Source organism: Candidatus Accumulibacter sp. ACC003, assembly GCF_907163085.1.
Lineage (GTDB): Bacteria > Pseudomonadota > Gammaproteobacteria > Burkholderiales > Rhodocyclaceae > Accumulibacter.
The window spans coordinates 657,632-680,609 of record NZ_CAJQTX010000001.1 but is presented as its reverse complement, the minus strand read 5'-3'; the positions used below and the strand labels follow the sequence as shown (position 1 = coordinate 680,609).

At 64.8% G+C, this 22,978-nt stretch carries 25 protein-coding genes; 14 read left to right on the top strand and 11 right to left on the bottom strand.

What is annotated here, in order from left to right; translation table 11 throughout:
* The first annotated feature begins 10 nt into the window (after nucleotides 1-10).
* The 4 genes from QZ656_RS03035 (at nucleotide 11) to QZ656_RS03020 (ending at nucleotide 2,681) form a co-directional block, all read left to right on the top strand.
* Nucleotides 11-379, top strand: coding sequence for a YciI family protein (locus tag QZ656_RS03035; RefSeq protein WP_291991987.1), 369 nt, complete (start codon nucleotides 11-13; stop codon nucleotides 377-379).
* Between the two features lie 36 nt (nucleotides 380-415).
* A complete protein-coding gene (locus QZ656_RS03030) occupies nucleotides 416-1,705 on the top strand; it encodes a glycosyl hydrolase (protein WP_291991986.1) in 1,290 nt (429 codons plus the stop codon).
* 9 nt (nucleotides 1,706-1,714) lie between these two features.
* The gene (locus QZ656_RS03025; protein ID WP_291991985.1) at nucleotides 1,715-1,972 is read left to right on the top strand and encodes a MoaD/ThiS family protein; all 258 of its coding nucleotides are present in this window, start codon (nucleotides 1,715-1,717) and stop codon (nucleotides 1,970-1,972) included.
* Nucleotides 1,973-2,141: 169 nt separating this feature from the next.
* Entirely contained in the window at nucleotides 2,142-2,681 is a 540-nt protein-coding gene (locus tag QZ656_RS03020) for an NUDIX hydrolase (RefSeq protein ID WP_291991984.1), read from the top strand.
* Nucleotides 2,682-2,706: 25 nt separating this feature from the next.
* Here QZ656_RS03020 and QZ656_RS03015 read toward each other — a convergent pair whose 3' ends face one another.
* The 10 genes from QZ656_RS03015 to QZ656_RS02970 form a co-directional block, all read right to left on the bottom strand.
* Complete coding sequence (locus QZ656_RS03015) at nucleotides 2,707-2,850, bottom strand: DUF3149 domain-containing protein (protein ID WP_291992120.1); 144 nt, start codon at nucleotides 2,848-2,850, stop codon at nucleotides 2,707-2,709.
* A 3-nt stretch (nucleotides 2,851-2,853) separates the two neighbouring features.
* Nucleotides 2,854-3,402: a FixH family protein gene (locus QZ656_RS03010; protein ID WP_291991983.1), complete on the bottom strand. Its 549-nt coding sequence runs from the start codon at nucleotides 3,400-3,402 to the stop codon at nucleotides 2,854-2,856.
* Entirely contained in the window at nucleotides 3,399-4,838 is a 1,440-nt protein-coding gene (ccoG, locus tag QZ656_RS03005; protein WP_291991982.1) for a cytochrome c oxidase accessory protein CcoG, read from the bottom strand. The genes QZ656_RS03010 and ccoG overlap by 4 nt, the downstream gene beginning before the upstream one ends.
* Nucleotides 4,839-5,104: 266 nt before the next feature.
* Nucleotides 5,105-5,935 (bottom strand): DUF3313 domain-containing protein, encoded by an 831-nt coding sequence (locus tag QZ656_RS03000; RefSeq protein ID WP_291991981.1) that lies wholly within the window; start codon nucleotides 5,933-5,935, stop codon nucleotides 5,105-5,107.
* Nucleotides 5,936-6,082: 147 nt separating this feature from the next.
* Nucleotides 6,083-6,991 carry a cytochrome-c oxidase, cbb3-type subunit III gene (gene ccoP / locus QZ656_RS02995; protein ID WP_291991980.1) on the bottom strand — a complete coding sequence of 303 codons (909 nt, stop codon included), beginning with the start codon at nucleotides 6,989-6,991 and terminating at the stop codon, nucleotides 6,083-6,085.
* A complete protein-coding gene (locus QZ656_RS02990; protein WP_291991979.1) occupies nucleotides 6,988-7,182 on the bottom strand; it encodes a cbb3-type cytochrome c oxidase subunit 3 in 195 nt (64 codons plus the stop codon). The genes ccoP and QZ656_RS02990 overlap by 4 nt, the downstream gene beginning before the upstream one ends.
* A gap of 4 nt (nucleotides 7,183-7,186) precedes the next feature.
* The gene (ccoO, locus tag QZ656_RS02985; protein WP_291991978.1) at nucleotides 7,187-7,801 is read right to left on the bottom strand and encodes a cytochrome-c oxidase, cbb3-type subunit II; all 615 of its coding nucleotides are present in this window, start codon (nucleotides 7,799-7,801) and stop codon (nucleotides 7,187-7,189) included.
* Between the two features lie 12 nt (nucleotides 7,802-7,813).
* The gene (ccoN, locus tag QZ656_RS02980) at nucleotides 7,814-9,241 is read right to left on the bottom strand and encodes a cytochrome-c oxidase, cbb3-type subunit I (protein WP_291991977.1); all 1,428 of its coding nucleotides are present in this window, start codon (nucleotides 9,239-9,241) and stop codon (nucleotides 7,814-7,816) included.
* A gap of 327 nt (nucleotides 9,242-9,568) precedes the next feature.
* Nucleotides 9,569-9,787 (bottom strand): cbb3-type cytochrome oxidase assembly protein CcoS, encoded by a 219-nt coding sequence (ccoS, locus tag QZ656_RS02975; RefSeq protein ID WP_291991976.1) that lies wholly within the window; start codon nucleotides 9,785-9,787, stop codon nucleotides 9,569-9,571.
* Nucleotides 9,787-12,255 (bottom strand): heavy metal translocating P-type ATPase, encoded by a 2,469-nt coding sequence (locus QZ656_RS02970; protein ID WP_291991975.1) that lies wholly within the window; start codon nucleotides 12,253-12,255, stop codon nucleotides 9,787-9,789. Before QZ656_RS02970 ends, ccoS begins: the two co-directional genes overlap by 1 nt.
* Nucleotides 12,256-12,654: 399 nt before the next feature.
* Between QZ656_RS02970 and QZ656_RS02965 the strand changes: the two genes are divergently transcribed.
* From QZ656_RS02965 to ispH, 5 genes are read left to right on the top strand one after another with little or no spacing between them, the layout of a single operon-like run.
* On the top strand, nucleotides 12,655-13,578 hold the full coding sequence (locus tag QZ656_RS02965; RefSeq protein ID WP_291991974.1) for a bifunctional riboflavin kinase/FAD synthetase: 924 nt from the start codon (nucleotides 12,655-12,657) through the stop codon (nucleotides 13,576-13,578).
* An 8-nt stretch (nucleotides 13,579-13,586) separates the two neighbouring features.
* The gene (gene ileS / locus QZ656_RS02960) at nucleotides 13,587-16,415 is read left to right on the top strand and encodes an isoleucine--tRNA ligase (protein ID WP_291991973.1); all 2,829 of its coding nucleotides are present in this window, start codon (nucleotides 13,587-13,589) and stop codon (nucleotides 16,413-16,415) included.
* Nucleotides 16,384-16,914 carry a signal peptidase II gene (lspA, locus tag QZ656_RS02955; RefSeq protein ID WP_291991972.1) on the top strand — a complete coding sequence of 177 codons (531 nt, stop codon included), beginning with the start codon at nucleotides 16,384-16,386 and terminating at the stop codon, nucleotides 16,912-16,914. Before ileS ends, lspA begins: the two co-directional genes overlap by 32 nt.
* A complete protein-coding gene (locus QZ656_RS02950) occupies nucleotides 16,911-17,372 on the top strand; it encodes an FKBP-type peptidyl-prolyl cis-trans isomerase (RefSeq protein WP_291991971.1) in 462 nt (153 codons plus the stop codon). The genes lspA and QZ656_RS02950 overlap by 4 nt, the downstream gene beginning before the upstream one ends.
* 8 nt (nucleotides 17,373-17,380) lie before the next feature.
* On the top strand, nucleotides 17,381-18,304 hold the full coding sequence (gene ispH, locus QZ656_RS02945; RefSeq protein WP_291991970.1) for a 4-hydroxy-3-methylbut-2-enyl diphosphate reductase: 924 nt from the start codon (nucleotides 17,381-17,383) through the stop codon (nucleotides 18,302-18,304).
* A 415-nt stretch (nucleotides 18,305-18,719) separates the two neighbouring features.
* Here ispH and QZ656_RS02940 read toward each other — a convergent pair whose 3' ends face one another.
* A complete protein-coding gene (locus QZ656_RS02940) occupies nucleotides 18,720-19,583 on the bottom strand; it encodes a TonB family protein (protein WP_291991969.1) in 864 nt (287 codons plus the stop codon).
* Nucleotides 19,584-19,775: 192 nt separating this feature from the next.
* Here QZ656_RS02940 and QZ656_RS02935 point away from each other — a divergent pair, with 192 nt between their 5' ends.
* The 5 genes from QZ656_RS02935 to QZ656_RS02915 are packed head-to-tail and all read left to right on the top strand — an operon-like array spanning nucleotide 19,776 to nucleotide 22,976.
* Nucleotides 19,776-20,216, top strand: coding sequence for a type IV pilin protein (locus QZ656_RS02935; protein WP_291991968.1), 441 nt, complete (start codon nucleotides 19,776-19,778; stop codon nucleotides 20,214-20,216).
* Complete coding sequence (locus QZ656_RS02930) at nucleotides 20,213-20,797, top strand: GspH/FimT family pseudopilin (protein ID WP_291991967.1); 585 nt, start codon at nucleotides 20,213-20,215, stop codon at nucleotides 20,795-20,797. The genes QZ656_RS02935 and QZ656_RS02930 overlap by 4 nt, the downstream gene beginning before the upstream one ends.
* Nucleotides 20,798-20,799: 2 nt before the next feature.
* Nucleotides 20,800-21,261, top strand: a complete 462-nt coding sequence (gene pilV, locus QZ656_RS02925; protein ID WP_291991966.1) for a type IV pilus modification protein PilV — start codon at nucleotides 20,800-20,802, stop codon at nucleotides 21,259-21,261.
* Between the two features lie 6 nt (nucleotides 21,262-21,267).
* Nucleotides 21,268-22,338, top strand: coding sequence for a PilW family protein (locus tag QZ656_RS02920; protein WP_291991965.1), 1,071 nt, complete (start codon nucleotides 21,268-21,270; stop codon nucleotides 22,336-22,338).
* On the top strand, nucleotides 22,329-22,976 hold the full coding sequence (locus QZ656_RS02915) for a hypothetical protein (protein ID WP_291991964.1): 648 nt from the start codon (nucleotides 22,329-22,331) through the stop codon (nucleotides 22,974-22,976). The genes QZ656_RS02920 and QZ656_RS02915 overlap by 10 nt, the downstream gene beginning before the upstream one ends.
* Nucleotides 22,977-22,978: the final 2 nt, after the last annotated feature.

The window sequence follows — 22,978 nt, the reverse complement described above, 5'->3', positions numbered from 1 at the left end:
GGAGACGACGATGAAATACCTGTGCCTGGTCTATCTCGACGAGAATCGCCTCGATGAATTGCCCGACCGCGAATGCGTCGCCTACGACCGGGCGATCCGGCAGAGCGGCCAGTGCCTCGCTTCCGAGGCCCTGCAGTCGGTGCACAGCGCGACCACGGTGCGCGTTCGCAACGGTAAACTGGCGGTCACCGACGGTCCTTTCGCCGAGACCAAGGAGCAACTCGCCGGCTTCTACATGATCGAAGCCCGGGATCTCAACGAAGCGATCCAGGTCGCCGCCGGGATTCCGCCGGCGCGGGTCGGCAGCATCGAAGTACGACCGATACGGCCGATTCGGGAAAGCGTCGCCGAGGCCGAGGCGCAACAGCCAACGCGCTGAGCAATCAATGCCTGAACTTTCTGGAAGGAGCGATCGATGGCACAAGACAAGGAAGAAAGCGTCGTGCAAGCGCAGGATCGAGCGGTCGATGCGGCGGAGACGCGCCACGTCGTGCTGCTGGTCGCCACCCGCAAGGGCGCCTGGATCTATCACGGCGACGCGGCACGCGACAGCTGGCGCGTCGACGGTCCGCACTTTCTCGGGCACATCATCAGCCATCTGGTTCTCGACCCGCGCGACGGCCGCACGCTCCTCGCCGCGGCGAAGACCGGCCACCTCGGCCCAACCATCTTCCGCTCGACCGACCTCGGGCGCAACTGGCGCGAAGCCGCGCGCCCACCCGCCTTCGCGCAATCGGCGGCCAGCGACGGTCTGCCGGGGCGCAGCGTCGATCACACCTTCTGGCTGACGCCGGGACACGCCGACGAAACCGACGTCTGGTATGCCGGAACGTCGCCGCAGGGGCTGTTCCGTTCCACCGACGGCGGCATCACCTGGGCGCCGTTTTCGTGCCTTAACGACGACCCGCAATACCGACAATGGATGGGCAGCGCGCAGGATGGCACACCCGACGGAGCGAAGCTGCATTCGATCATTGTCGACCCGCGCGATGGCCGGCATCTGTACCTGGCGATGTCGAGCGGTGGCGTGCACGAAAGTGTCGATGGCGGCGAGACCTTCAAGCCCTTGCTCGAACAGTTGGCGGTCGTCGAAGGCTTCGATCGCGCCAATCCGACTTTCCACGATCCGCACTGCGTCCGCCTCTGCCCGAGCAATCCGGATCGCCTCTATCAGCAGAACCACTGCGGCATTTACCGCCTCGACCGGCCGTCGGAGCAATGGCTGGACATCGGCAAGAACATGCCGCCAGCGGTCGGCGCCGTCGGCTTCCCGATGGTCGTCGATCCGCGCGACGCCGACCGCGCTTGGGTGTTTCCGATGGATGGCACCTCGGTGTGGCCGCGCACCAGCCCGGCTGGCATGCCGGCGGTTTACGCGACGCGCGACGGCGGCAACAGCTGGCAGCGTCTCGACGCCGGCCTGCCAAGCAGCCAGGCGTGGTGGACGGTCAAACGGCAGGCGATGACCGCCGACCGCCTGCAGCCGCTGGGCCTGTACTTCGGTACCAGCAGCGGCGAACTCTGGATGAGCCGCGACGAGGGCCAGCACTGGCAATGCATCGCCCGCCACCTGCCGGAAATCTACGCGCTCGAAGTCGCTGCAGCGGCCACGGTGAGCGAGCTGCTCGAGGTCGACGGCGCCGCCAGCACGGCCAGCGCAGCGACGGCAGCGAGCGCCGCGATAGCAGCGGCCAAAGCCCCGTAGCGCCGGCCCATGAAAGTGCTGATCCCGAGCGCACTGCGCTCGTACACCGAGCGTTCCGACGTTGCAGCCAGCGGCGCGACGCTGGCCGCCGTCCTCGCCGACCTCGATCGCCGCTATCCGGGGATTCGCTTCCGGATGATCGACGAACAGCAGCAAATGCGGCCGCACGTCCGCTTCTTCTTCGACGGCGAGCCGCTACACGAACTCTCGCAGCCACTGCGTAGCGACGGCGAACTGATCATCGTGCAAGCACTGAGCGGCGGCTGAGCGGCGTCAAACCCGGCCGGCGTAGCCCGCGCCCTGCTGCCCAGGTAGGTGACCAGCAACGCTTGCCGCAGAGCAGGCGGGAGAAAAGACCATCATGGTGGTATGTCCCTTGAGCGAAATCGCCTAAACTTGTCGCGTCGTCCACCAGCCAAGACAGGAATTACCGGGAATGAACTTCTGCAGTCAATGCGGTGGCGAAGTCAGCGTGTCGATTCCCGACGGCGACAACCTGCCACGTCACGTCTGTCGGCAGTGCGCGACGATTCACTACCAGAACCCCAAGGTGGTGGTCGGGTGCATCGCCGCGTGGGACGATCAGATCCTGCTCTGCAGACGCTCGATTGCGCCGCGCCGTGGCTTCTGGACGCTGCCCGCCGGCTTCATGGAAAACGGTGAAAGCACTGCCGAGGCGGCCGCGCGCGAAACCCTCGAGGAAGCCTGCGCCCGTGTCGAACTCGGCCCACTCTTTTCGCTGGTCAACATTCCCCACATCAATCAGGTACATCTCTTCTACCGCGCACGACTGCTCGACACCGACTTCTCTGCCGGCCTCGAAACGCTGGAAACGGCACTCTTCAGCGAAGCGGCGGTACCGTGGCCAGAGATCGCTTTCCAGAGCGTCAGTGTCTGCCTGCACGCCTACTTCAGCGACCGCCGGGCGGGCTGCTTCCTGCTGCACGAGGACACCCTGCAAGCCGTGCCGCGCTAGCCAGCGGATGTCGCGGCGACGACGTTTATTGCTGCCCGCGTCTGGCCGCCTCTTCACGCATCTTCTTGTTGAAAAAATACGGAAACCCCACCGACATCCCCAGGATGACGACAATCACAACGACACTGAACAAACCGTAGTCGGTCGAAAACAGCAGATCCCAAGCCATCACTTACCTTTCGTTGTTGCCTGAACTGCGTTGCGCGGCAGACGCCGTCAGGCTCAGCGCCGGCTGCTTCTCGATCTCCCAGTCACCTGCCAGGAGCCATTCCTGCTGCGGGTCCTCAAGGGCGATCCGCCAGCGGCCATGCAAGGGCAGCAGCGTACCCATATAGACGCCGCCACCCTCGGCGCGCAAAGTGATGCTCTGATCGGAGCCGGTGCGCGTCGGGTGGGTAATTCGCAGCGCCAGCGCCTCGGGCAGGCGTGTCCCCGGATGCGCTCGCAGCAACACCCTTATCCGATCGCCGGCGCCACCGAGAACCAGGTCGGCGACGATTCCCAAGTCGGCGGCGTGCTGGTCGCGCGCCGTCCGCTGATTGATCGCCAGTCCCTGTTTGTAGTAATCATCCTCGACCAGCCCGTCGTTGGTGACCACCGCCAGATAGGCCGTGAAAAGACCAGCGACGACGACCACCGCGGGGCCGAGCATCACCAGCCAGGGCCACGGCTCGCGATACCAGGGCCCGCTATCGCTGCGACGTTTCGAATAGTCGTTCATGGTAGGAAAAAGCTCGCTTTCTCGCGAACCGAGATCTGCTCGCGCTCCTGACCCTGCTCCTGCCCCCGATCCTCGGAACGAACTTCAAAGAAGATCTGCTGCGAGCCTTTTTTGCCGACGCCTGGCTCGACGCGCGCCGCCAGGGTAACGGTCTCCGACGACGCAGCGGGGATTTCCAGCACGCGCTGGCCGACGATCTCGATACCGTCGAGGCCGCTGACGCTGATCGAATAGCGATGCTCGGCCTCGTCGGTATTCGAGATGTGCAGGTTGAAAACATTCTCGATGCGACCGTCGTCGGCCTCGCGCGACAGGCTGGAGCGGTCACGCAGGACGTCGAGCTTGAGCGGCACCCGATTGCCCAGGCTCCACGCCGCCGCCACGATGATGGCCAGCAGGATGCCGGTGTACAGCAGCGTTCTGAAGCGCAGCAAATGGGCCAGGATCTCGCGCGGCTTGTAGTGTTTGGCGAGAGCGTTCTCGGTCGAGTAGCGAATCAGCCCGCGTGGCGAACCGACTTTGTCCATCACCTGATCGCAGGCGTCGATGCACGCCGCACAGGCGATACATTCGAGCTGCAAGCCATTGCGGATATCGATACCGGTCGGGCAGACCTGCACACAGATGCTGCAGTCAACACAATCGCCGAGCGGCGCCGCTTCGGCAGTGGCTTTCTTCTTGCGCAGACCACGCGGCTCGCCACGCTCGGGGTCGTAGCTGATGATCAGCGTATCGGGGTCGAACATCACGCCCTGGAAGCGTGCGTACGGGCACATGTACTTGCAGACCTGTTCACGGAGGAAGCCGGCCATCATGTACAGGAAGAACGCGTAAAAGAATACCCAGAAGGCCTCCCATGGGCCGATCCGGAAAGACGCCATTTCGCCGAGCAATTCCTTGATCGGCGTGAAGTAACCGACAAAGGTGATCCCCGTCCAGAGGGCGACCAGCAGCCACAGCGAATGCTTGAGCAACTTGAGCCGGAACTTGCGCGGATTCATCGCTTGCGCGTCGAGCTTGATTCGCGCCGGCCGCTCGCCCTCGATTTTGCGTTCGATCCACATCAGGATCTCGGTGTAGACGGTCTGTGGACACGCGTAGCCGCAAAACAGGCGGCCACCGACGGCTGTCACCAGAAACAGTCCGTAAGCAGAGATCACCAGCAGAATCGCCAGATAGATCACGTCCTGCGGCCAGAAAACCATCCCGAAAATGTAGAACTTGCGTTCGGCGATGTGAAAAAGAACCGCCTGGCGGCCGTTCCATTGAAACCAGCACAGGCCGTAGAACAGGGCCTGCGTAAAGAAAACCATTGCCCAGCGCCAACTGTTGAAGAAACCGGTGATGGTGCGCGCATGGACGGTCTTGTGCTTCTCGTACAAACCGTCGATGTTGATGGGAATGGCCTTGGCCTTTGTGCTGGCCGCCTCATTCATGATCTGAACTCCGATCTATTTCAGAATTACACCAAACTCTAATATTACAGACTTCGCTGCAGACGCCTTTGATGTGCATCAGCAAGCTCGCCTGGTGTGGCGCCTGGAACGTCTGCGCGCGGTCGATGCAGGCCGACCGCGCCGCTTCGATTATGCCCGCCTCGACGCCGGCAATCTCGCCAGGATCGCCAAGCCACTACGAGCAACGACGGGCGGCGAGTCGAGGTGCTGGCGGCACAGCGCGCACTGCCGCGCCAGCGCTGGTGTTATTGTGGATTGACCCCACGCAGCTGCGCAAGACGCTGCGCAACGAGCAATGACCACTTGTCGAAAGCGTCCTTGGCGTAGGTCCACTGCTGGAACGAGCTCAGGTAGCCGCTGGCCCAGGTCTGCGCCGCGTCGGTGGCGCCGGAATTTGTATCTGCCGCGTACTTGCGGCCGATCTCGGTGTCCCGGCACTCGCCGAGGACGACGCCCGATGCACCATCGCGAAACTGCATTTCCATACCCGTTTCGCCCATGTACGGCGTCGAACCCGCTGGTCGGCCGGTGGCCACGCCCGAGCCGGCTTCGGCGATGAAGGCGTAGGGAATCAGCGTGCCGGCGAGGCTGTCGCTGACCGTCGTCGGTACCAGGTTGGTCAGCGCGATGCGCATCACCACCACCCCCTGACCGGCCTTGTCGACCACCTGCATTTGCGGCTTCAGCGCCTTGACCAGCGTACCGTGGAAGTAGTCGGTGAGCGTTGTCAGGTCGTTCGGATCGATCGTTTGCGACTTGCTTTGATCAGTCGGCGGCGCCAGAGAAACGACAATGCGCGAAACCAGCACCTTGTCGTAGCTGGCGGCGTTGAGACCATCCGCCCGCCAGCACTCGACCCCCTGCCCCCAGGACGTCGGCTTCAGGCGTGCGTAATCGGACAGGAAACCGCTCTTCGTCATGCCCGCCTGGTAGCTGGCGGTGACGTCGGTGCCGCTACCCATCACGGCGGTATCGGGCGCGCAGCCAGCAAGAAGAGCGCTGGCGGCAACGGCAACGGCGACGACGCCGATCGTGCGGCCGCGCACGCTAGCTGCGACGAGAGTTGGTGTATTCATTGTTGTCTCCTGAAAGCACGGCATTATGACCGATTGAGCACCCTCGATCCATAGACTGGTTGTCACCGACGCGCCCTGCATACGACTATTCCAGGGCGCGCAAAAAAAGAGCGGCCAAGGCCGCTCTTCCAGCCTCTGACGAGACGACTACTTGTTGCCGCCGGCCTTACCCAGACTGAGCACGTAGGCAGCCAGCGCGTGCACCTTGGCTTCACCGAGAAACTCCTGCCAGGCCGGCATCTGGTTGTTGCGACCTTTCGTAATCGTCTCGATGATCGTCGCTTCGGAACCGCCGTAGAGCCAGGTCTTGTCGGTCAGATTCGGGGCGCCCATGGCCGTCATGCCGTGTGCGTCGGGCCCGTGACAGCCCGAGCAGCCGACGGTCTCGAAAGCCTCCTTGCCCTTGGCCGCACGCAAGGAGTCGGCCGGCAAGCCCGACAGCGAGCGCACGTAGTTGGCGAGATCCTTGATCGTTTCGGCACCGAGTTGAGCGTGTGCAGGCATCACGGCCATCCGCCCGTTGCTGATCGTCTCGACAATCTCGGCCGGTTGGCCACCCCACTGCCAGTCGTCGTCGGCGAGGTTCGGAAAGCCCTTCGAGCCATGTGCGTCGGCGCCATGACACTGCATGCAGTAGGTCAGGTACAAACGCTTACCCGTTTCGACGCCTTCCTTGTCGGCCGCCAGAGTCGGCAGATCCATCGCCAGGTACTTGTCGTAGAGCGGCTTGGTCTCGGCGTCGGCTTTGGCCACTTCCTTCGCGTACTGCCCGCCGGACGACCACCCGAGGACGCCCTGGAAGCTGCCGAGTGTCGGATAGAGAACCGCGTACACCAGCGAGAAGATGACTGTGAAGTGGAACAGCCACATCCACCATTTCGGCAGCGGGTTGTTGTATTCCTCGAGCGTCTCGTCCCAGACGTGACCAGTGGTATCGGCCTGTCCGGCGACCGGCGAGGTGCTTTGCGACCAGAGCAGTACGCCGCACGCGATGATGCTGACCAGCACCAGCAAAATGACGTACCAGTTCCAAAACTGATTCACAAAATCGTTCATGATGCTTTCCTTTGTCCGTTGCGATCGAGGCCGAGTTCGAAGCGATCGGCCTCTTCATCGGTGAACGGCAGCATGGCCGCCTCATCGAAGCGCTTCTTGTTACTTTTCACGCCGTACGCCCACCACACCACTCCCAGGAACGTCAGCAGCGAAACAACTGTAACGATGGCGCGAATATCGTTGATATCCATGAGATTACTTCGCGTTCTTCAGTTCGAGGCCCATTCCCTGCAGGTAGGCAATGAGCGCGTCTAGTTCGGTCTTGCCTTCAAGCTGCGCTTTGGCACCGGCGATTTCCTCATCTGTATAGGGAACCCCCACCTTGCGCAGCGCGCGCATCTTGGTCTCAATCAACTCGGCATCGGCAGGCGCGCGCTCGAGGAAAGCGAACGCAGGCATGTTGGACTCGGGAACGACGTCACGCGGATTGATCAGGTGCGCGCGATGCCATTCGTCTGAATAGCGCCCGCCGACCCGCGCCAGATCCGGACCGGTGCGCTTGGAGCCCCACTGGAACGGATGATCGTAGACAAACTCGCCAGCGACCGAATAGTGCCCATAGCGCTCCGTTTCAGCGCGGAACGGACGAATCATTTGCGAGTGACAGAGGAAGCAACCCTCGCGGATATAGACATCGCGGCCGGTCAAGCGCAGTGGCGCGTAGGGCTTCAGCCCCGCCACTGGCTCGGTCGTCGATTTCTGAAAGTACAGCGGTACGATTTCGACCAGGCCACCGACGCTGACCACCAGCACGGTCAGCACCACCATCAGCCAGACGTTACGTTCAATTGCGTCATGCGTAAGTTTCATTTCATTCCTCTCTCAGGCGTGGTGAGCGGCTGGCAGCAGAACCAGCGCATCGTCCACAGTTCGCCCACCGACGATCGTCTTGACCATGTTGTAGGCCATGATCAGCATGCCGGAAAGGAAGAGAACGCCACCGACGAAACGGATCGCCCAGAACGGATACGAAGCCTTGACCGATTCAACGAAGCTGTAGGTCAGGGTACCGTCGGCGTTGGTCGCCCGCCACATCAGGCCCTGCATGACACCGGCGATCCACATCGAAGCGATGTACAGCACGACGCCGATCGTTGCCACCCAGAAGTGCACGGTGATCAGCTTGACGCTGAACATCTCCGCTTTGCCATACAGGCGCGGAATCAGGTAGTAGATCGAGCCGATCGAGATCATCGCCACCCAGCCCAGCGCCCCGGAGTGCACGTGCCCGATCGTCCAGTCGGTGTAGTGCGACAACGCATTGACCGTCTTGATGGCCATCATCGGCCCTTCGAAGGTCGACATCCCGTAGAAGGAAAGCGAGGTGATCAGGAACTTCAGGATTGGATCGTCGCGCAGCTTGTGCCACGCCCCCGAGAGCGTCATCACGCCGTTGATCATGCCGCCCCAGGAAGGTGCCAGGAGGATCAGCGAGAACACCATGCCGACCGACTGCGTCCAGTCTGGTAGCGCCGTGTAATGCAGGTGGTGCGGACCCGCCCACATGTAGGTAAAGATCAGCGCCCAGAAGTGCACCACCGACAGCCGGTACGAATACACCGGCCGGCCGGCCTGCTTGGGAACGAAGTAATACATCATGCCGAGGAAGCCGGCGGTCAGGAAGAAGCCAACCGCGTTGTGGCCATACCACCACTGCACCATCGCATCCTGCACGCCCGCGTAGGCCGAGTACGACTTGGTCAGCGAAACCGGGATCGCGGCGCTGTTGACAATATGCAGGAGCGCCACGGCGAGAATGAAGCCGCCGTAGAACCAGTTGGCGACGTAGATGTGGGTGACCTTGCGTTTGGCGATAGTGCCGAAAAACACCACTGCGTAGGCCACCCAGACGACCGCGATCAGGATATCGATCGGCCATTCGAGCTCGGCGTACTCCTTGCCCTGCGTCATCCCCAGGGGCAGCGTGATGGCCGCCAGGACGATCACCGCTTGCCAGCCCCAGAAAGTGAAAGCGGCCAGTCCGTCCGAGAAAATTCGCGTATGGCAGGTGCGCTGCACCACGTAATACGAGGTGGAAAAAAGGGCACTACCGCCGAACGCAAAGATGACCGCATTGGTATGCAGCGGGCGCAGGCGGCCAAAATGCAGGAAGCCCATATTCAGCTCGGGCCAGACCAACTGGGCGGCAATGATCACGCCGACGAGCATCCCGACAATGCCCCAGACGACGGCCATCACGGCAAACTGCCGGACCACCTTGTAGTTATATGTTGACGGAGTTTCCGACATGGACTCACCTCGTTTATGACAAAAAACCGGCTCTCGCCGTCCTCGATACCCCTGCGGACAGGGTCCTCTACGCGGCCGCTATTCTAACGCGTCGGGAGCCCGCTTGACAGACATCAAAAGCCCCCACATGCATAATTGAATGCTTATACACAAAAAAAGGGTGCGCCGAAACGCACCCGAACCCCAACCGAGAAGAAGCCCCCAAACCACCCGCAACGCACAATGCCGTTGCACTAGGGCCGCCAATGACGCAATTATCAACAGCGCCGCAGCGACGCGGGTTGACCTGCATCAAATGTGGCGCACATCGGCCAACGCCATCGGCCTTCAGCCCGGCCCGCGCTCGCGGTCGTCGGGCGGCGTCTCGGGAAGATCGGGAAAAGTGGCCGACGGCGGCGCTGGCGGGCTGTCGTCATCCATGAGGATGCGATACGCCGGCCCTTCGAGGTCGTCGAACTGGCCACTGCGCAGCGACCACCAGAAGGCCAGGCCGATCAGGAAGACCAACACCACCGAAATCGGAATCAGCAGGTAGAGCGTTTCCATCAGCGCCTGACCTTCGGCGTTTTCTGCAGCCGCAAGGAATTCAGGACGACCAGCAAGGAACTCCCCGACATGCCGATCCCGGCCATCCACGGCGTCACCAGGCCGCTGATCGCCAGCGGCAGCGCCACCAGGTTATAGACGAAAGACCATAGTAGATTCTGCCGGATGACGCGCAGCGTGGCGCGGGCCAGGAGGACGCCGCGGCGCAGGTGGTCGAGGTTCTCGGAGAGCAGAATCAGGTCGGCCTGCGTGCGCGCCAGCTGCGAACCGCCGCCCATGGCCACCGAAACCTGCGCCTGCGCCAGCACCGGCGCGTCGTTCACGCCGTCACCGACCATCGCCACGACGGCGCCGTCGGCCTGCAGCTGGCGCACGTAGTCGTGCTTGGCCTGCGGCGACGCCGCCGCCACCACCTGGTCGATGGCCAGGGCATCCGCGACGCGCTGGACGGCCGGCGCCGCATCGCCACTGAGCAGAGAAAGCCGCAGCCCGGCGGCGGCCAGGGCGGCGACCATCGCCGCCGCTTCCGGCCGCAGATCGTCGCCAATCCGCAGCAGCGCGATCCAGCCGTGCTCGTCGCCGAGCGCGATGACCGTGTCACCGCCATCGAGCAGCGCCTGCGCCGCCAGCGGCAGCGGCTGGCCGTGCAAAGCGAGAACGTAGTCCGGCCGTCCGAGGCGCACGCTCGACCCCGCATGGCGGGCGCTCAGGCCGCGCCCCGGCTCGTTGATCAGCGCCTCGACCAGCGGCAGACCCTGGCCGGCGACGGCGTCGCGTAGCGCGGCACCGATCGGATGCTCCGACGCCTGCTCCAGAGCGGCCGCCAGCGCCAGGCTCTGCTCGCGGCCGAGCTCGCCCAGCGGCAGCACTTCGAGCAAGCGCATGCGGCCGGTGGTCAGCGTACCGGTCTTGTCGAAAACAATGTGCGTAGCCCGCGCCAGCGTCTCGATGGCGTGACTGCGCGTCACCAGCAGGCCGGCCCTGGCCATCGCCCCGCTGGCGACGGTCAGCGCCACCGGCGTCGCCAGCGACAGAGCACACGGACAGGTGACGACCAGCACCGAAACGGTGACCCACAGCGCCCGCGCCGGATCGACGTACAGCCAGAACAGCGCTACCGCCACCGCCAGGAACAGCAGGGTGACGATGAAGCGGCTGGCGATGCGGTCGGCGAGTTCGACGATCTGCGGCTTCTCGGCCGCCGCACGCTCCATCAGGCGGACGATCGCCGACAGCCGCGTCGCTTCGCCAACGTGCTGCACCTTGACCAGCAGCGGGCTCTCGATATTCTCGGCGCCGCCGGTGACGCTCGCTCCCGGGCCCTTGCCGACTGGCGCGCTCTCGCCGGTGAGCAGCGCCTCGTTGCTGCTGCTTTCGCCTTCGAGCACCTGCCCGTCCGCCGGAATCGTCTCTCCCGGCCGCACGACAAGGACGTCGCCGGCTTGCAGGTCGGCGACCGGCACATGCTCGAGCGCGCGGCTCTCGGGGTAGCCGGGCATCCGTGCCGCCAGCGCCGGGATCAGTTTGGCCAGGGCCTCGGTAACGCCAAGCGCGCGCTGGCGTGCGCTCATTTCGAGAAAACGCCCGCTCAACAGAAAGAAGACGAACATCGTGACCGAATCAAAGTAAACCTCGCCGCGGCCGCTCAGCGTCGCCCAGACGCTGGCCGCGAAGGCCGCACCGACGCCCAGCGCCACCGGCACGTCCATGCCGACGCGGCGCAATCGCAGATCACGCCAGGAGTTGCGAAAGAACGGCGCGGCCGAAAAGAAGACCACCGGCACGGTCAGTACCAGGCTCGCCCAGCGCAGCAACTGCGCCACCTCCGGCGTCATCTCGCCGTCGCCCGCCAGATACAGCGGCAGCGCGTACATCATCACCTGCATCATGCCGAAACCGGCGACAAATACCCGCCACAGCGCGCGCCGCCGCTCGCTGCCGGCGAGCTCCTCGCTCTTCGCCGGGTCGTAGGGATGCGCGCGATAGCCGATCGCGGCGATCGCGGCCAGGATCCCGGAAAGCTTGATTTGCTGCTCGTCCCAACGCACCCGGGCGCGCCGCGTCGCGTAATTGATATCGACGGCGACGACGCCGGCCAGCCGCGAAAGATGCTGCTCATTGAGCCAGATACACGCCGAACAGCTGATCCCCTCGAGAATCAGCGACGCCTCACGCTGGCCTTCGCCGCCGCCGTCGCCGGCGGCTATGGTCCGCACGAAGCTCTTCTGGAAGTCGGCATGATCGTACAGCTGCAGGCCGTCGATGATCGCCGGCAGCGCCTCGCGCGGCGAATCGGGCAAGGCGTCACGGTTACGGTAGTAGTCGGCCAGGCCGTTATCGACGATCGCCTGCGCAACCGCCTGACAGCCACCACAGCACATGCCGCGCGGCTCACCATCGATGCTTACGGCAAGCTCCACGCCGGCCGGCACTGCCTGGCCGCAATGGTAACAATCAAGCTGCTTCATCAATACGGCGCACCGGGAAAATGGAAAACGCGGGGAAATGCTGTAAGGCGCGAGAACGCGACAAGGCGCGGCAAGGCGCTGGCTGGCGTCAGCGTGTTGCGCCGGCTGCTGATCGCGCCGCTCGGCGACGACGCCGGGCGCCGCCGCCACGCTGCCGTAGCGGCCCGATCGAGCGGCAGTGCTCGGCGTCGGCAGCGTCGCATCTTACCGCCAATCGTCGCTCACCGACTCGCCGCCTCGCCAATCGACCGTTGGCGATCAGCGCTGGCCAGTTCGGCCGCCGGGCTTCGACGACGGCCGCCAGGTTGCCCCGGCGGACTGGCCAAGCCGCGTCGATAGCCGTTGGCGGCGCACGAAAGTAGTTATAATTGCACGTTTTTTCGCCCCCTCTCGCGCCTGATGCTCGTCTATCGCGGTTTCTCACAGGCAGTGCCCAGTGCCACCGTACTGACCATAGGCAACTTCGATGGCGTACACCTTGGCCATCGCGCGCTGCTCGCCCGCCTAACGGCTGCGGCGGCGCAAGCCGGCCTGCCGGCGGCAGTGCTCACCTTCGAGCCGCATCCGCGCGAGTTCTTTGCGCCGGACTCGGCGCCGCCACGCTTGTCCACGCTGCGCGAGAAACTCGAACTGCTGGCCGACGACGGCGTCGATAGCGTGCACGTCTGCCGCTTCAACGCCCACTTTGCCGCCTTGAGCGCCGAGGAATTCATCCAGCGCGTGCTGCTTGACACGTTGCGCGTCCGACAGCTGATCGTCGGCGACGATTTTCGTTTCGGCGCCGGGCGCCGCGGTGATTTCGCACTGCTGCGCGACAGCGGCGAGCGCCTCGGCTTTCAGGTCGAAGCAATGGACAGCGTCACCCTCGCCGGCGAACGCGCTTCCAGCTCGGCGGTGCGCGACGCACTGCACGGCGGCCGGCTGCAACACGCCGCGCGCCTGCTCGGCCGCCCCTACTCGATCGATGGGCGGGTGGTACACGGCGAGAAGCTCGGCCGGCAGCTCGGCTTTGCCACCGCCAATATCCGCATCAAGCACGAACCACCACCGCTGCAAGGCGTCTTCGCGGTCGAGGTCATGGGGCTGCCCGGCGGACCGCACCGCGGCGCTGCCAACCTCGGCTACCGGCCGACGGCAAACCAGGTGAAGCGACCGCTGCTCGAAGTTCACCTCTTCGATTTCTGCGCCGACATCTACGGTGCGCACCTCAATGTCCGTTTCCTGCACAAGCTGCGCGACGAAATGAAATTTGCCGACTTCAACGCCCTGAAGGCGCAGATCGCCAGCGACGTCGAAGCCGCACAAGCCTACTTCAAGTTGTGAGAACCGTTATGGCCGACTACAAGAAAACCCTCAACCTCACCGACACGCCGTTCCCGATGCGTGGCGACCTGGCGCGGCGCGAACCGCAGTGGGTTGCCGCCTGGCAGGAAACAAAACTGTACGAACGGATCCGCGAGGCGGCCAAGGGACGGCCGCGCTACGTTCTCCACGACGGGCCACCCTACGCCAACGGTGACATCCACATTGGCCACGCGGTCAACAAGATTCTCAAGGACATCATCGTTCGCGCCAAGACGCTGGCCGGCTTCGACGCCCCCTACGTCCCGGGCTGGGACTGCCACGGCCTGCCGATCGAGCATCAGATCGAAAAGCTGCACGGCAAGCACGTGCCAGGCGACCGCGTCCGCGAGCTGTGTCGGGCTTTCGCCGGCGAACAGATCGAACGTCAGAAGAAAGACTTCATCCGCCTCGGGATTCTCGGCGAATGGAACAATCCCTACCTGACGCTGGACTTCAAGACCGAAGCCGACGAAATCCGCGCGCTCGCCGCGATCCTCGAAAAAGGCTACCTCTATCAGGGTCTCAAGCCGGTCAACTGGTGTCTCGATTGTCGCTCGGCGCTGGCCGAGGCCGAGGTCGAGTACGAAGACAAGAGCTCGGCAGCGATCGACGTCGCTTTCGAAGTACACGCCAATCACGCCGACAAGGTGGCCAGAGCTTTCGGCCTGACGCACCTGCGTGGGCCGGCTTTTGCCGTGATCTGGACGACCACCCCGTGGACCTTGCCGGCCAACGAAGCGGTCAGCGCCCACCCGGAATTCGAATACCAGCTGATCGACACCCCGAAAGGCGCCCTGATCCTGGTCGCCGAACTCGCCGACGCCTGCCTGCAACGCTATGGCTTGAGCGGTACGGTGCTCGGTTCGGCCAAGGGCAAGGCGCTCGAACACGTGCTGCTGCGCCATCCCTTCCAGCCGCGCGACGTGGCCATCATCTGCGGCCGCCACGTCACCACCGAGGCCGGTACCGGGCTGGTGCACACCGCGCCGGCACACGGCACCGACGACTACCTGGTCGGCAAGGTCTACGGCCTGCCGGTCAATAACCCGGTCGGTGACGACGGCCGCTTCCTCGCCAACACGCCGCCGCTGAGCGTCGGCGAACTCGCCGGCACGATCGTCTGGGACGCCAACGCGCTGGTTCTGCAGGAACTCGAGGCGGGCGGCCACCTGCTGCGCGCCGAGAAAATCGAGCACAGCTACCCGCATTGCTGGCGGCACAAGACGCCGATCATTTTTCGCGCCACGACGCAGTGGTTCATCGGCATGGAACAGCGTGCGGCGCCGCCCGACGACTCACCGACGCCGCCCAGCGACGAGGAAGCGAGCCTGCGCTGGTGCGCCGAACGCGCCGTCGACGAAACGCAGTTCTTCCCGAGCTGGGGTCGCGCGCGCCTCGAAGCGATGATCAGGACACGCCCCGACTGGTGCGTTTCCAGGCAGCGCAACTGGGGCGTGCCAATCCCCTTCTTCCTGCATCGCGAGACCGGTACGCTGCACCCGCGCACCGCGGAGCTCGTCGAAGCCGTCGCGCTGCGCGTCGAAAAGGCCGGCATCGAGGCGTGGTTTGCCCTCGACGCCAGCGAACTGCTTGGCGCCGAAGCCGACCAGTATCGCAAAATGAGCGACACCCTCGACGTTTGGTTCGACTCCGGCGCGACGCACTCCAGCGTCCTGCGCGGCTCGCATCGGGAACAACTCGCCTACCCCGCCGACCTTTACCTCGAAGGTTCCGACCAGCATCGCGGCTGGTTCCAGAGTTCGCTGCTGATCGGCTGTGCGATGGACGGCCGGGCGCCCTACCGCGCGCTGTTGACGCACGGCTTCGTGGTCGACGGCAAGGGCCTGAAGATGTCCAAGTCCAGGGGCAACGTCATCGCGCCGCAGAAGATCGCCGACACGCTGGGCGCCGAAGTCCTGCGCCTGTGGGTGGCCGCCACCGATTACTCGGGCGAACTGTCGATCTCCGACGAAATCCTCAAGCGCGTCGTCGAGTCCTACCGGCGGATCCGCAACACGCTGCGTTTCCTGCTCGCCAACACTTCCGATTTCGACGCCACGCGGGACCTACTGGACGTCGACCAGTGGCTGGAAATCGACCGCTACGCGCTGGCCATGACGCGTCAATTGCAAGCGCAATGCGAACTCGATTACAGCAAGTTCGAGTTCCACCGCGTCGTCCAGTCGCTGCAGACCTTCTGTTCCGAAGACCTTGGCGGCTTCTACCTCGACATCCTCAAGGACCGTCTGTACACCACCGCCGCGAACTCTCCGGCGCGCCGTTCGGCGCAGAGCGCGCTGTGGCACATCCTGCAGTCCTTCGTCAAACTGATGGCGCCCATCCTGTCGTTCACCGCCGACGAAATCTGGCGGCTGCAGACCGGCGACGCCGAGCAATCGGTGCTGCTGCAAACCTGGAAAACGCTGCCGGCGCCCGTCGACGAAGCCGAGCTGCTCGACAAATGGACCAAGATCCGCGGCTACCGCGGCGACGTCATGCGCGCCCTCGAAGAGCTGCGCATCGCCGGCAAGATCGGCTCGTCGCTACAAGCCGAGGTACGCCTGCACTGCAGCGGCGAAAAATACCGGCTGCTGGCGTCGCTCGGCGACGACCTGCGCTTCGTCCTGATCTGCTCGCAGGCGACGGTCATCGACGACGCCAACGAGCAACTGCTCTGCGCCCCGCTGGCGCTGGCCAAGTGCCAGCGCTGCTGGCACGTCCGCGCCGACGTCGGCAGCGACAGCGAACGCCCGGGCCTCTGCGGCCGCTGCGTCAGCAACCTGCATGGTCAGGGGGAAATCCGTGCCTTCGCGTAATATCGACCGCTGGCTGTGGCTCGCCGGGATCATCGTCATCGTCGACCAGCTCAGCAAATGGCTGGTCCTCGCCTGGCTGCAACCCGGCGATTCGATCTACGTCGCGCCTTTCTTCAACTGGGTGCTGACCTTCAACGCTGGCGCCGCGTTCAGCTTCCTGTCCGACGCCAGCGGTTGGCAGCGCTGGTTCTTCACGGTCCTGGCGCTGGTCATCTCGGCGTGGATCGTCAGCATCCTGCCGCGCCACAGTGGTGAATTCCGGCTGTCGCTGGCGCTGACGATGATCCTCGGCGGCGCCATCGGCAACGTCATCGACCGGCTGCGCTTCGGCGCGGTGATCGACTTCGTGCAATGGCACGCCGGCGGCTTCTACTGGCCGGCGTTCAACGTCGCCGACGCGGCAATCAGCGTCGGCGCCGTACTGATGGTCTGGGACCAGTTTGCCGCCGGACACCATGGCAAGGGCGCCGCCCGGCCCGGCCACGGTGAGCGCTCATGAACAGCCCTGTTCCCGACAATTCCCCGCGGGTCGGCGGCGACAGCTTCCTGACGCTGCACTACCGCCTGTCCGACCTGCAAGCGGCCGACGGCGAGTACGTCAGCACCTTCGACCTGTCGCCGGCGACGCTGCAGATGGGTAGCGGCCAGCTTTCCGATACCCTCGAACGCTGCCTGCTCGGCCTGTCGGCCGGTCAGCGGCAGGTCTTCGAACTGGCCGCCGACGACGCCTTCGGCCCGCACAACCCGCGTCTGTTCGAACGTATCGCGCGCAGCGCCCTGCCGGCCGACGTCGAGCTCAAGGTAAACTCGCTGATCGAGTTCAGCGCGCCCAACGGCGTCGGCGCCTTTGCCGGCTTCCTGCGCGAACTCGGCGAGACCAGCGCGCTCTTCGACTTCAACCATCCACTGGCCGGCAAGTCGATCCGTTTCGAGGTCGAAATCATCGCCATCATGTGAGGCCCAGCATGCAAATCATCCTCGCCAACCCGCGCGGCTTCTGCGCCGGGGTAGACCGCGCGATCGCCATCGTCGAACGCGCGCTCGAAAAGTACGGCGCACCGATCTACGTCCGCCACGAAGTCGTGCACAACCAGTTCGTCTGCGACGACCTGCGCAGCAAGGGCGCCATCTTCATCGACGAACTCGCCGACGTGCCCACCGGCAATACGGTCATTTTCAGCGCCCACGGCGTTTCGCGAGCGGTTCGCGACGAAGCCGACGCGCGCGGACTGAAGGTCTTCGACGCCACCTGTCCGCTGGTCACCAAGGTGCACCTGGAAGTCGCGCGGATGCGCAAGGAGGGCCGCGAGATCGTCATGATCGGCCACAAGGGACATCCCGAGGTCGAGGGAACGATGGGTCAGAGCGCCGACGGCATGTATCTCGTCGAAACCGCCGCCGACGTCCAGCAGTTGCACGTCCGGACGCCTGCCGAGCTGGCCTACGTAACGCAGACGACGCTGTCGGTAGACGACGCGGCGCAGGTCATCGCCGCGCTGAAAGAACGCTTTCCCAAGATCAGCGGGCCACGCAAGGACGACATCTGCTACGCGACGCAGAACCGTCAGGACGCCGTCAAGGCCCTGACGATGGTGAGTGAAGTCGTCATCGTCGTCGGCAGCAAGTCGAGTTCCAACTCGAATCGCCTGCGCGAAGTCGCCGAACTGCGCGGCAACCGCGCCTACCTGGTCGACCACGCCGAACAGATCGACCCGGCGTGGCTCGCCGGCGCCGAGCGTGTTGGTGTCACCGCTGGCGCCTCGGCACCCGAGGTGCTGGTCCAGAATGTCGTCGATCACCTCTCGGGCGGCGACCGCAGCAAGCTCGCCGAGCTCGACGGCACCCCCGAGAACGTCACCTTCGCGCTCCCCCGCGAGCTGCAGTCCTGAGTAGCCAGCAACGCAACAAACTTGCAAGCGCCCGAAGCCAGCCCCGGACGCGCGACAAAGCCCGCACCGCACCCACACCGTCATTGACAAGCTGCGCTCGCGAAAGAAAACCAGCGCACCGACACCGTACCAACGCCAGGAGCAGAACTCTGGATTGCCACGTCGGCTCCGCCTCCTCGCAATGACGCGGCACGGGCCAGGCGCAGCGCCAGGAAAGCGCCCGAAACCAGCCCCCTAATCCGACCCGCTGTGGACGCGCGACAAGGCCGGCAGCGTACCCACACCGTCATTGCGAGGAGGCAAAGCCGACGCGGCAATCCAGCTCCACCCTCTGATTTGACGCGCGCGAGCCAGGCGCATCGTCAGAAAATCGCTTGCGCAGCCTCGTATGGTCGATACAGCGTGCAACGCTACCCTAGCGCGTGGCCGGTAAACGCGCAGCGGGCCTGGCACCTTCGACGACCTTCCTGGCCGCCGCGCCAGTCTCGGGCGGAACGCCGAGCGGCGCTCGCCGGCCAGCGGTCGCGCTTCGGCCGGCGGCGTGGCTGCTGCCGATCTCGTCGGCGTCGAAGGCGATCTCGAAACGCGCTTCGCTGCGCACCGGCATGCCGTCAATCTCGCCGGGACGAAAGCGTAGACCGGTAAAGGCGCTGACGACCGCCGCATCGTAGGCCGGCGGCAGGCTGCTGCGGCTGACTTCGATTCGGTCTACCGCACCGCCGGCACCCAAGAGTACGCGTAACACCAGCTTGCCACTTGCCGGCGCCTCGTTCGGCGGCGTAACGATCGGCGGCTCGTCGCGCAATTCCGCTGCACGCGTCAGCTGCGAACGCGGGAAATACCACTGGCCCAGCGGCGAGTCGGTAAGCGACTCTGCCTGCGACTCGGTCGGCGATTCGCTCGGCGACGCCAACGGCAGCGGTGCCGACTCGTCGAGTGGCAGCGACGTCGCCAGCTGCCGCTGCCCCAAATCCTCGACACCATCAAGAGCAGCCGGCGCGGCCGCGGCCGCTTCGACGGCGTCGCCCTCGTCGCCGGGCAGCGCGCTCGGCAGCGCAGTCTGCGCAGCGCTCTCGCCGGGCGCCTCGCCGCCAACAGACGCGTTCAGCGTCGCCTGCAAGGCCGACCCGGCCAGCCGCTCGCCCGCAGCAGACCCGGCGGCGAACTGCAGAGCCACCAGCAGCAGCAGATGCAGCACCAACGATGCCAGCAGCGCAGCCGCCAGCGGCGACAAGCATGCGTCCTTGAGGCGAGCGTCCGAGAAGAACAATGTCACCACGCCTGCGGCCTGCAAGGAAGGTGCCGAAGCCGGCGGAAGCTGGATTCTACCGTCGTCGGCAGCGCCTGCCGCGCCACTCGTCCGGCACAAAGCGCCGTATATCGCCCGGCATTGGTGTCGCCGCGACGCTCGACTATGATTGCACCATTCGCCGGTGCGCGTTCGCCGGCCACCCTGCTGCCGAGGAGCACCGTGAAAAAATACCAGAGTGGCTTCACCCTGATCGAAATCATGATCGTCGTGATCATCATCGGCATCCTGACGGCGATCGCCGTTCCCGCCTATTCCGATTACCTGATCCGCTCACGAATCACGCATGCAACGTCGGGTCTGGCTGCGGCGCGCGTGCGGATGGAGCAGTTCTTTCAGGATCAGCATACCTTTCTCGCTGCGCCGGCTTGCGCCACCGACAATAGCGGCACCTACTTCAATTTCACCGCCGCGTGCCCGGCAGCAGTCGGTGATGCCGAGGTGTATACCCTGACCGCCACCGGCAAGAGTTCAATGGCCGGCTTCACCTACGCGGTAGACCAAGCTAACGGAAGGACCAGCACGATTGCGAGCCCGGCGCCGTCAGGCTGGATACATGCGCTGACGACCTGCTGGATTACAAGCAAGGGAGGTGGCTGTTGAAAGCACTGCGCGGCTTCAGCCTGATCGAACTGATCGTCGGCATGGCCATCCTGGGCATCCTGATGAGCCTCGCCATACCGACTTTTCGCGACTGGCTGCGCAACATCAAGGTGCGCACCGCCGCCGAGTCGGTGCTCAACGGCCTGCAACTGGCACGCGCCGAAGCCGTGCGCCGCAACGCCCGCGTCCGCTTCTCGCTGGTGACGACGATTGATGACACCTGCGCGCTGGCCAATGCCGGTCCGAACTGGGTGGTCAGCGTCGACGACCCCAGCACCGGCGTCGACAAGTGTGCGACGCCACCCTCCGACACCGTCGCCCCACGCATCATCCAGCTCCACAGTGGCAGCGACGGCACGACGACGACCACTGTGGCGGCGGGACAGTCCGAGTACCTTTTCACCGGCCTGGGTCGCCTGTCCGCGGCGCCCAACGGCGTCATCGACGTCACCAGCAGCACCGGCGCCACCTGTATCGCGCTCGGTGGGCCGGTTCGTTGCCTGCGCATCGTGGTTTCGCTCGGCGGCCAGATTCGCATGTGCGATCCAGCCTTGCCCGATGGCGACACGCAGGCGTGCTGATGATGAACAAACAACCCACACCGATCCAGGGACAAGCGGGCGTCATGCTGCTCGAAGCGCTGATCGCGATCCTCGTCTTCTCGCTGGGAATCCTGTCCTTGGTCGCCCTGCAAGCCGTCTCGATCAAACTCACCGGCGACGCCAGGTACCGCACCGACGCGACGCTGCTCGCCAACCGGCTGATCGGGCAGATGTGGGTCAGCGGCGGTGACCTGAGCGACCTCGAGACCAACTTCAAGACTGGTGGCGACGCCTACAACGCCTGGCTCGCCGACGTCGCCGGCACCGACGGGCTGCCCGGCGTCGCCGCTGCCGACGGCGACGTGGTGTCCACGCTGCCGACAGTCGACTTCGTCCCCGGCGATGGTCAGGTCGCGGTCACGCTCTTCTGGCGTACCCCCGGAATGCCGGCGGCTGAACGCCACCAATATACCGTCGTCTCGCAAATCGTCCGCAACCCGTAGACCGACATGAAAAAACGTTCGCTAGCCACCGCAAGGATCGTTCCCCAGGGCTTCACGCTGGTCGAAGTCATGGTCGCCATGGTCATCGGCATGATCGGACTGATCGTCATGATGCAGGTCTTTTCGGTCGCCGAGGGGCAGCGGCGAACGACGACCGGCAGCGGCGACGCCCAGAGCAATGGCGCCATCGCGCTGTACGCGCTGCAGCGCGACATCCGCCAGGGCGGCTACGGTTTCAACGCACTGAATGCCATGGGCTGCCCGCTGACCTTGCCGGCACCAGCGAGCCGCACCCTGACGCAACTGGCGCCGGTGGTGATCAACGCCGACGTACCAGCCGGCGACGCCAACAGCGATACCCTGCTGGTGACCTTCGGCAACAACGAGGGGCCGCCCGAAGGCGACGTCGTCACCGCTGTCAACGGCGAACTGATCGCCGTGTCCACGGCGATCAACTATTCGGCAAATCAGTGGGTCGTCGCCGCACCGGCGGCGCCGCTCAACGGTTGCGCGCTGGCGATGGCGCAGGTTACCGCCGTCGCCGCACCCAATATCGCGATCGCCGCGAGTGGTGCCGTCGACGGTGGCACACTGTTCAACCTCGGCGGCAATCCGAGAATCCTCGCTTACGCCGTTCGTGCCGGCAACCTGACCGTCTGCAACTACCTCCTGGCCGATTGTGGCGCCGACTGTACGGCAGGCGATGGCACCTGCAGCGCCAGCTGGGTACCGATCGCCAACGACATCGTTAGCTTGCGCGCCGAGTATGGGCACGCCTCGACGGCGACGAGCGGCGTTGACAGCTGGAACCAGACCACGCCAGCCGATGCCAACCAGGCGGCGCTGGCGTGCTTGTGGGCGAGAACGTCGGCGCTGCGCATCGCCGTCGTGGCGCGCAACAGCCAGGTCGATCGCGGCCAGCTTACCGCCGCGGCACCGACCTGGGCCGGCAGTGGCGACGACGCCGCACCCAACATTGACCTGAGCGCGCGGGCCAACTGGCAGAACTACCGCTACAAGGTTTTCGAGACCGTCATCCCGCTCCGCAATCTTCCCTGGATGTCCGCATGTACCTGAGGCCAACCCCCAACCGCCGCCGACCGGGCGTCGGCGACACGCCCGCCAGGCAAGGCGGCGTCGTCCTGCTCGTCGCGTTGATCATCCTGGTCGCGCTGACGCTGGCCGGGGTCGCGCTGATGCGCTCGGTCGACACCGCCAACCTCGTCGCCGGCAACCTGTCGTTTCATCAGTCGGCCGTGCACGCCGGCGAACGAAGCACCGAAGTCACCCTCACCAACTGGCTGGATCTCCATAACGTGCTCGGTGACACCGCGCTGCACCAGGACAGTAATCCCGTTGCCGTCGCGCCGGGGATTACCGACGCCAACGGCTACGTCGCTCTCAGGCAGGACCCAGCGGCGAATCAGTCCTGGGACGCATTCTGGATCGCCACGCTCGCCGCCCAGGCCGTTACCCTGGGAATCGACCCCGCCGGTAATACCGTCTCTTACGTCGTTCACCGCCTGTGTGAACAAAGAGGCGCGCCGCACCTCGCCAATTGCGCCAAGCAACCCGCCGGCATCAACACCGGCGGCAGCCTTGGCGCTGGCGGCGTCCAGCCGCTGACCAACAACCAAGTGTATTACCGGATCACCACGCGCATCGCCGGACCACGCAACACCGTTGCCTACATCCAGACGATCGTTGCGCTATAGGT

Coding starts and splice junctions, on each gene's coding strand:
- QZ656_RS03035 (WP_291991987.1), top strand. CDS start 11: ATGAAATACCTGTGCCTGGTCTATCTCGACGAGAATCGCCTCGATGAA.
- QZ656_RS03030 (WP_291991986.1), top strand. CDS start 416: ATGGCACAAGACAAGGAAGAAAGCGTCGTGCAAGCGCAGGATCGAGCG.
- QZ656_RS03025 (WP_291991985.1), top strand. CDS start 1,715: ATGAAAGTGCTGATCCCGAGCGCACTGCGCTCGTACACCGAGCGTTCC.
- QZ656_RS03020 (WP_291991984.1), top strand. CDS start 2,142: ATGAACTTCTGCAGTCAATGCGGTGGCGAAGTCAGCGTGTCGATTCCC.
- QZ656_RS03015 (WP_291992120.1), bottom strand. CDS start 2,850: ATGGCTTGGGATCTGCTGTTTTCGACCGACTACGGTTTGTTCAGTGTC.
- QZ656_RS03010 (WP_291991983.1), bottom strand. CDS start 3,402: ATGAACGACTATTCGAAACGTCGCAGCGATAGCGGGCCCTGGTATCGC.
- ccoG (WP_291991982.1), bottom strand. CDS start 4,838: ATGAATGAGGCGGCCAGCACAAAGGCCAAGGCCATTCCCATCAACATC.
- QZ656_RS03000 (WP_291991981.1), bottom strand. CDS start 5,935: ATGAATACACCAACTCTCGTCGCAGCTAGCGTGCGCGGCCGCACGATC.
- ccoP (WP_291991980.1), bottom strand. CDS start 6,991: ATGAACGATTTTGTGAATCAGTTTTGGAACTGGTACGTCATTTTGCTG.
- QZ656_RS02990 (WP_291991979.1), bottom strand. CDS start 7,182: ATGGATATCAACGATATTCGCGCCATCGTTACAGTTGTTTCGCTGCTG.
- ccoO (WP_291991978.1), bottom strand. CDS start 7,801: ATGAAACTTACGCATGACGCAATTGAACGTAACGTCTGGCTGATGGTG.
- ccoN (WP_291991977.1), bottom strand. CDS start 9,241: ATGTCGGAAACTCCGTCAACATATAACTACAAGGTGGTCCGGCAGTTT.
- ccoS (WP_291991976.1), bottom strand. CDS start 9,787: ATGGAAACGCTCTACCTGCTGATTCCGATTTCGGTGGTGTTGGTCTTC.
- QZ656_RS02970 (WP_291991975.1), bottom strand. CDS start 12,255: ATGAAGCAGCTTGATTGTTACCATTGCGGCCAGGCAGTGCCGGCCGGC.
- QZ656_RS02965 (WP_291991974.1), top strand. CDS start 12,655: ATGCTCGTCTATCGCGGTTTCTCACAGGCAGTGCCCAGTGCCACCGTA.
- ileS (WP_291991973.1), top strand. CDS start 13,587: ATGGCCGACTACAAGAAAACCCTCAACCTCACCGACACGCCGTTCCCG.
- lspA (WP_291991972.1), top strand. CDS start 16,384: ATGGTCAGGGGGAAATCCGTGCCTTCGCGTAATATCGACCGCTGGCTG.
- QZ656_RS02950 (WP_291991971.1), top strand. CDS start 16,911: ATGAACAGCCCTGTTCCCGACAATTCCCCGCGGGTCGGCGGCGACAGC.
- ispH (WP_291991970.1), top strand. CDS start 17,381: ATGCAAATCATCCTCGCCAACCCGCGCGGCTTCTGCGCCGGGGTAGAC.
- pilV (WP_291991966.1), top strand. CDS start 20,800: ATGAACAAACAACCCACACCGATCCAGGGACAAGCGGGCGTCATGCTG.
- QZ656_RS02920 (WP_291991965.1), top strand. CDS start 21,268: ATGAAAAAACGTTCGCTAGCCACCGCAAGGATCGTTCCCCAGGGCTTC.
- QZ656_RS02915 (WP_291991964.1), top strand. CDS start 22,329: ATGTACCTGAGGCCAACCCCCAACCGCCGCCGACCGGGCGTCGGCGAC.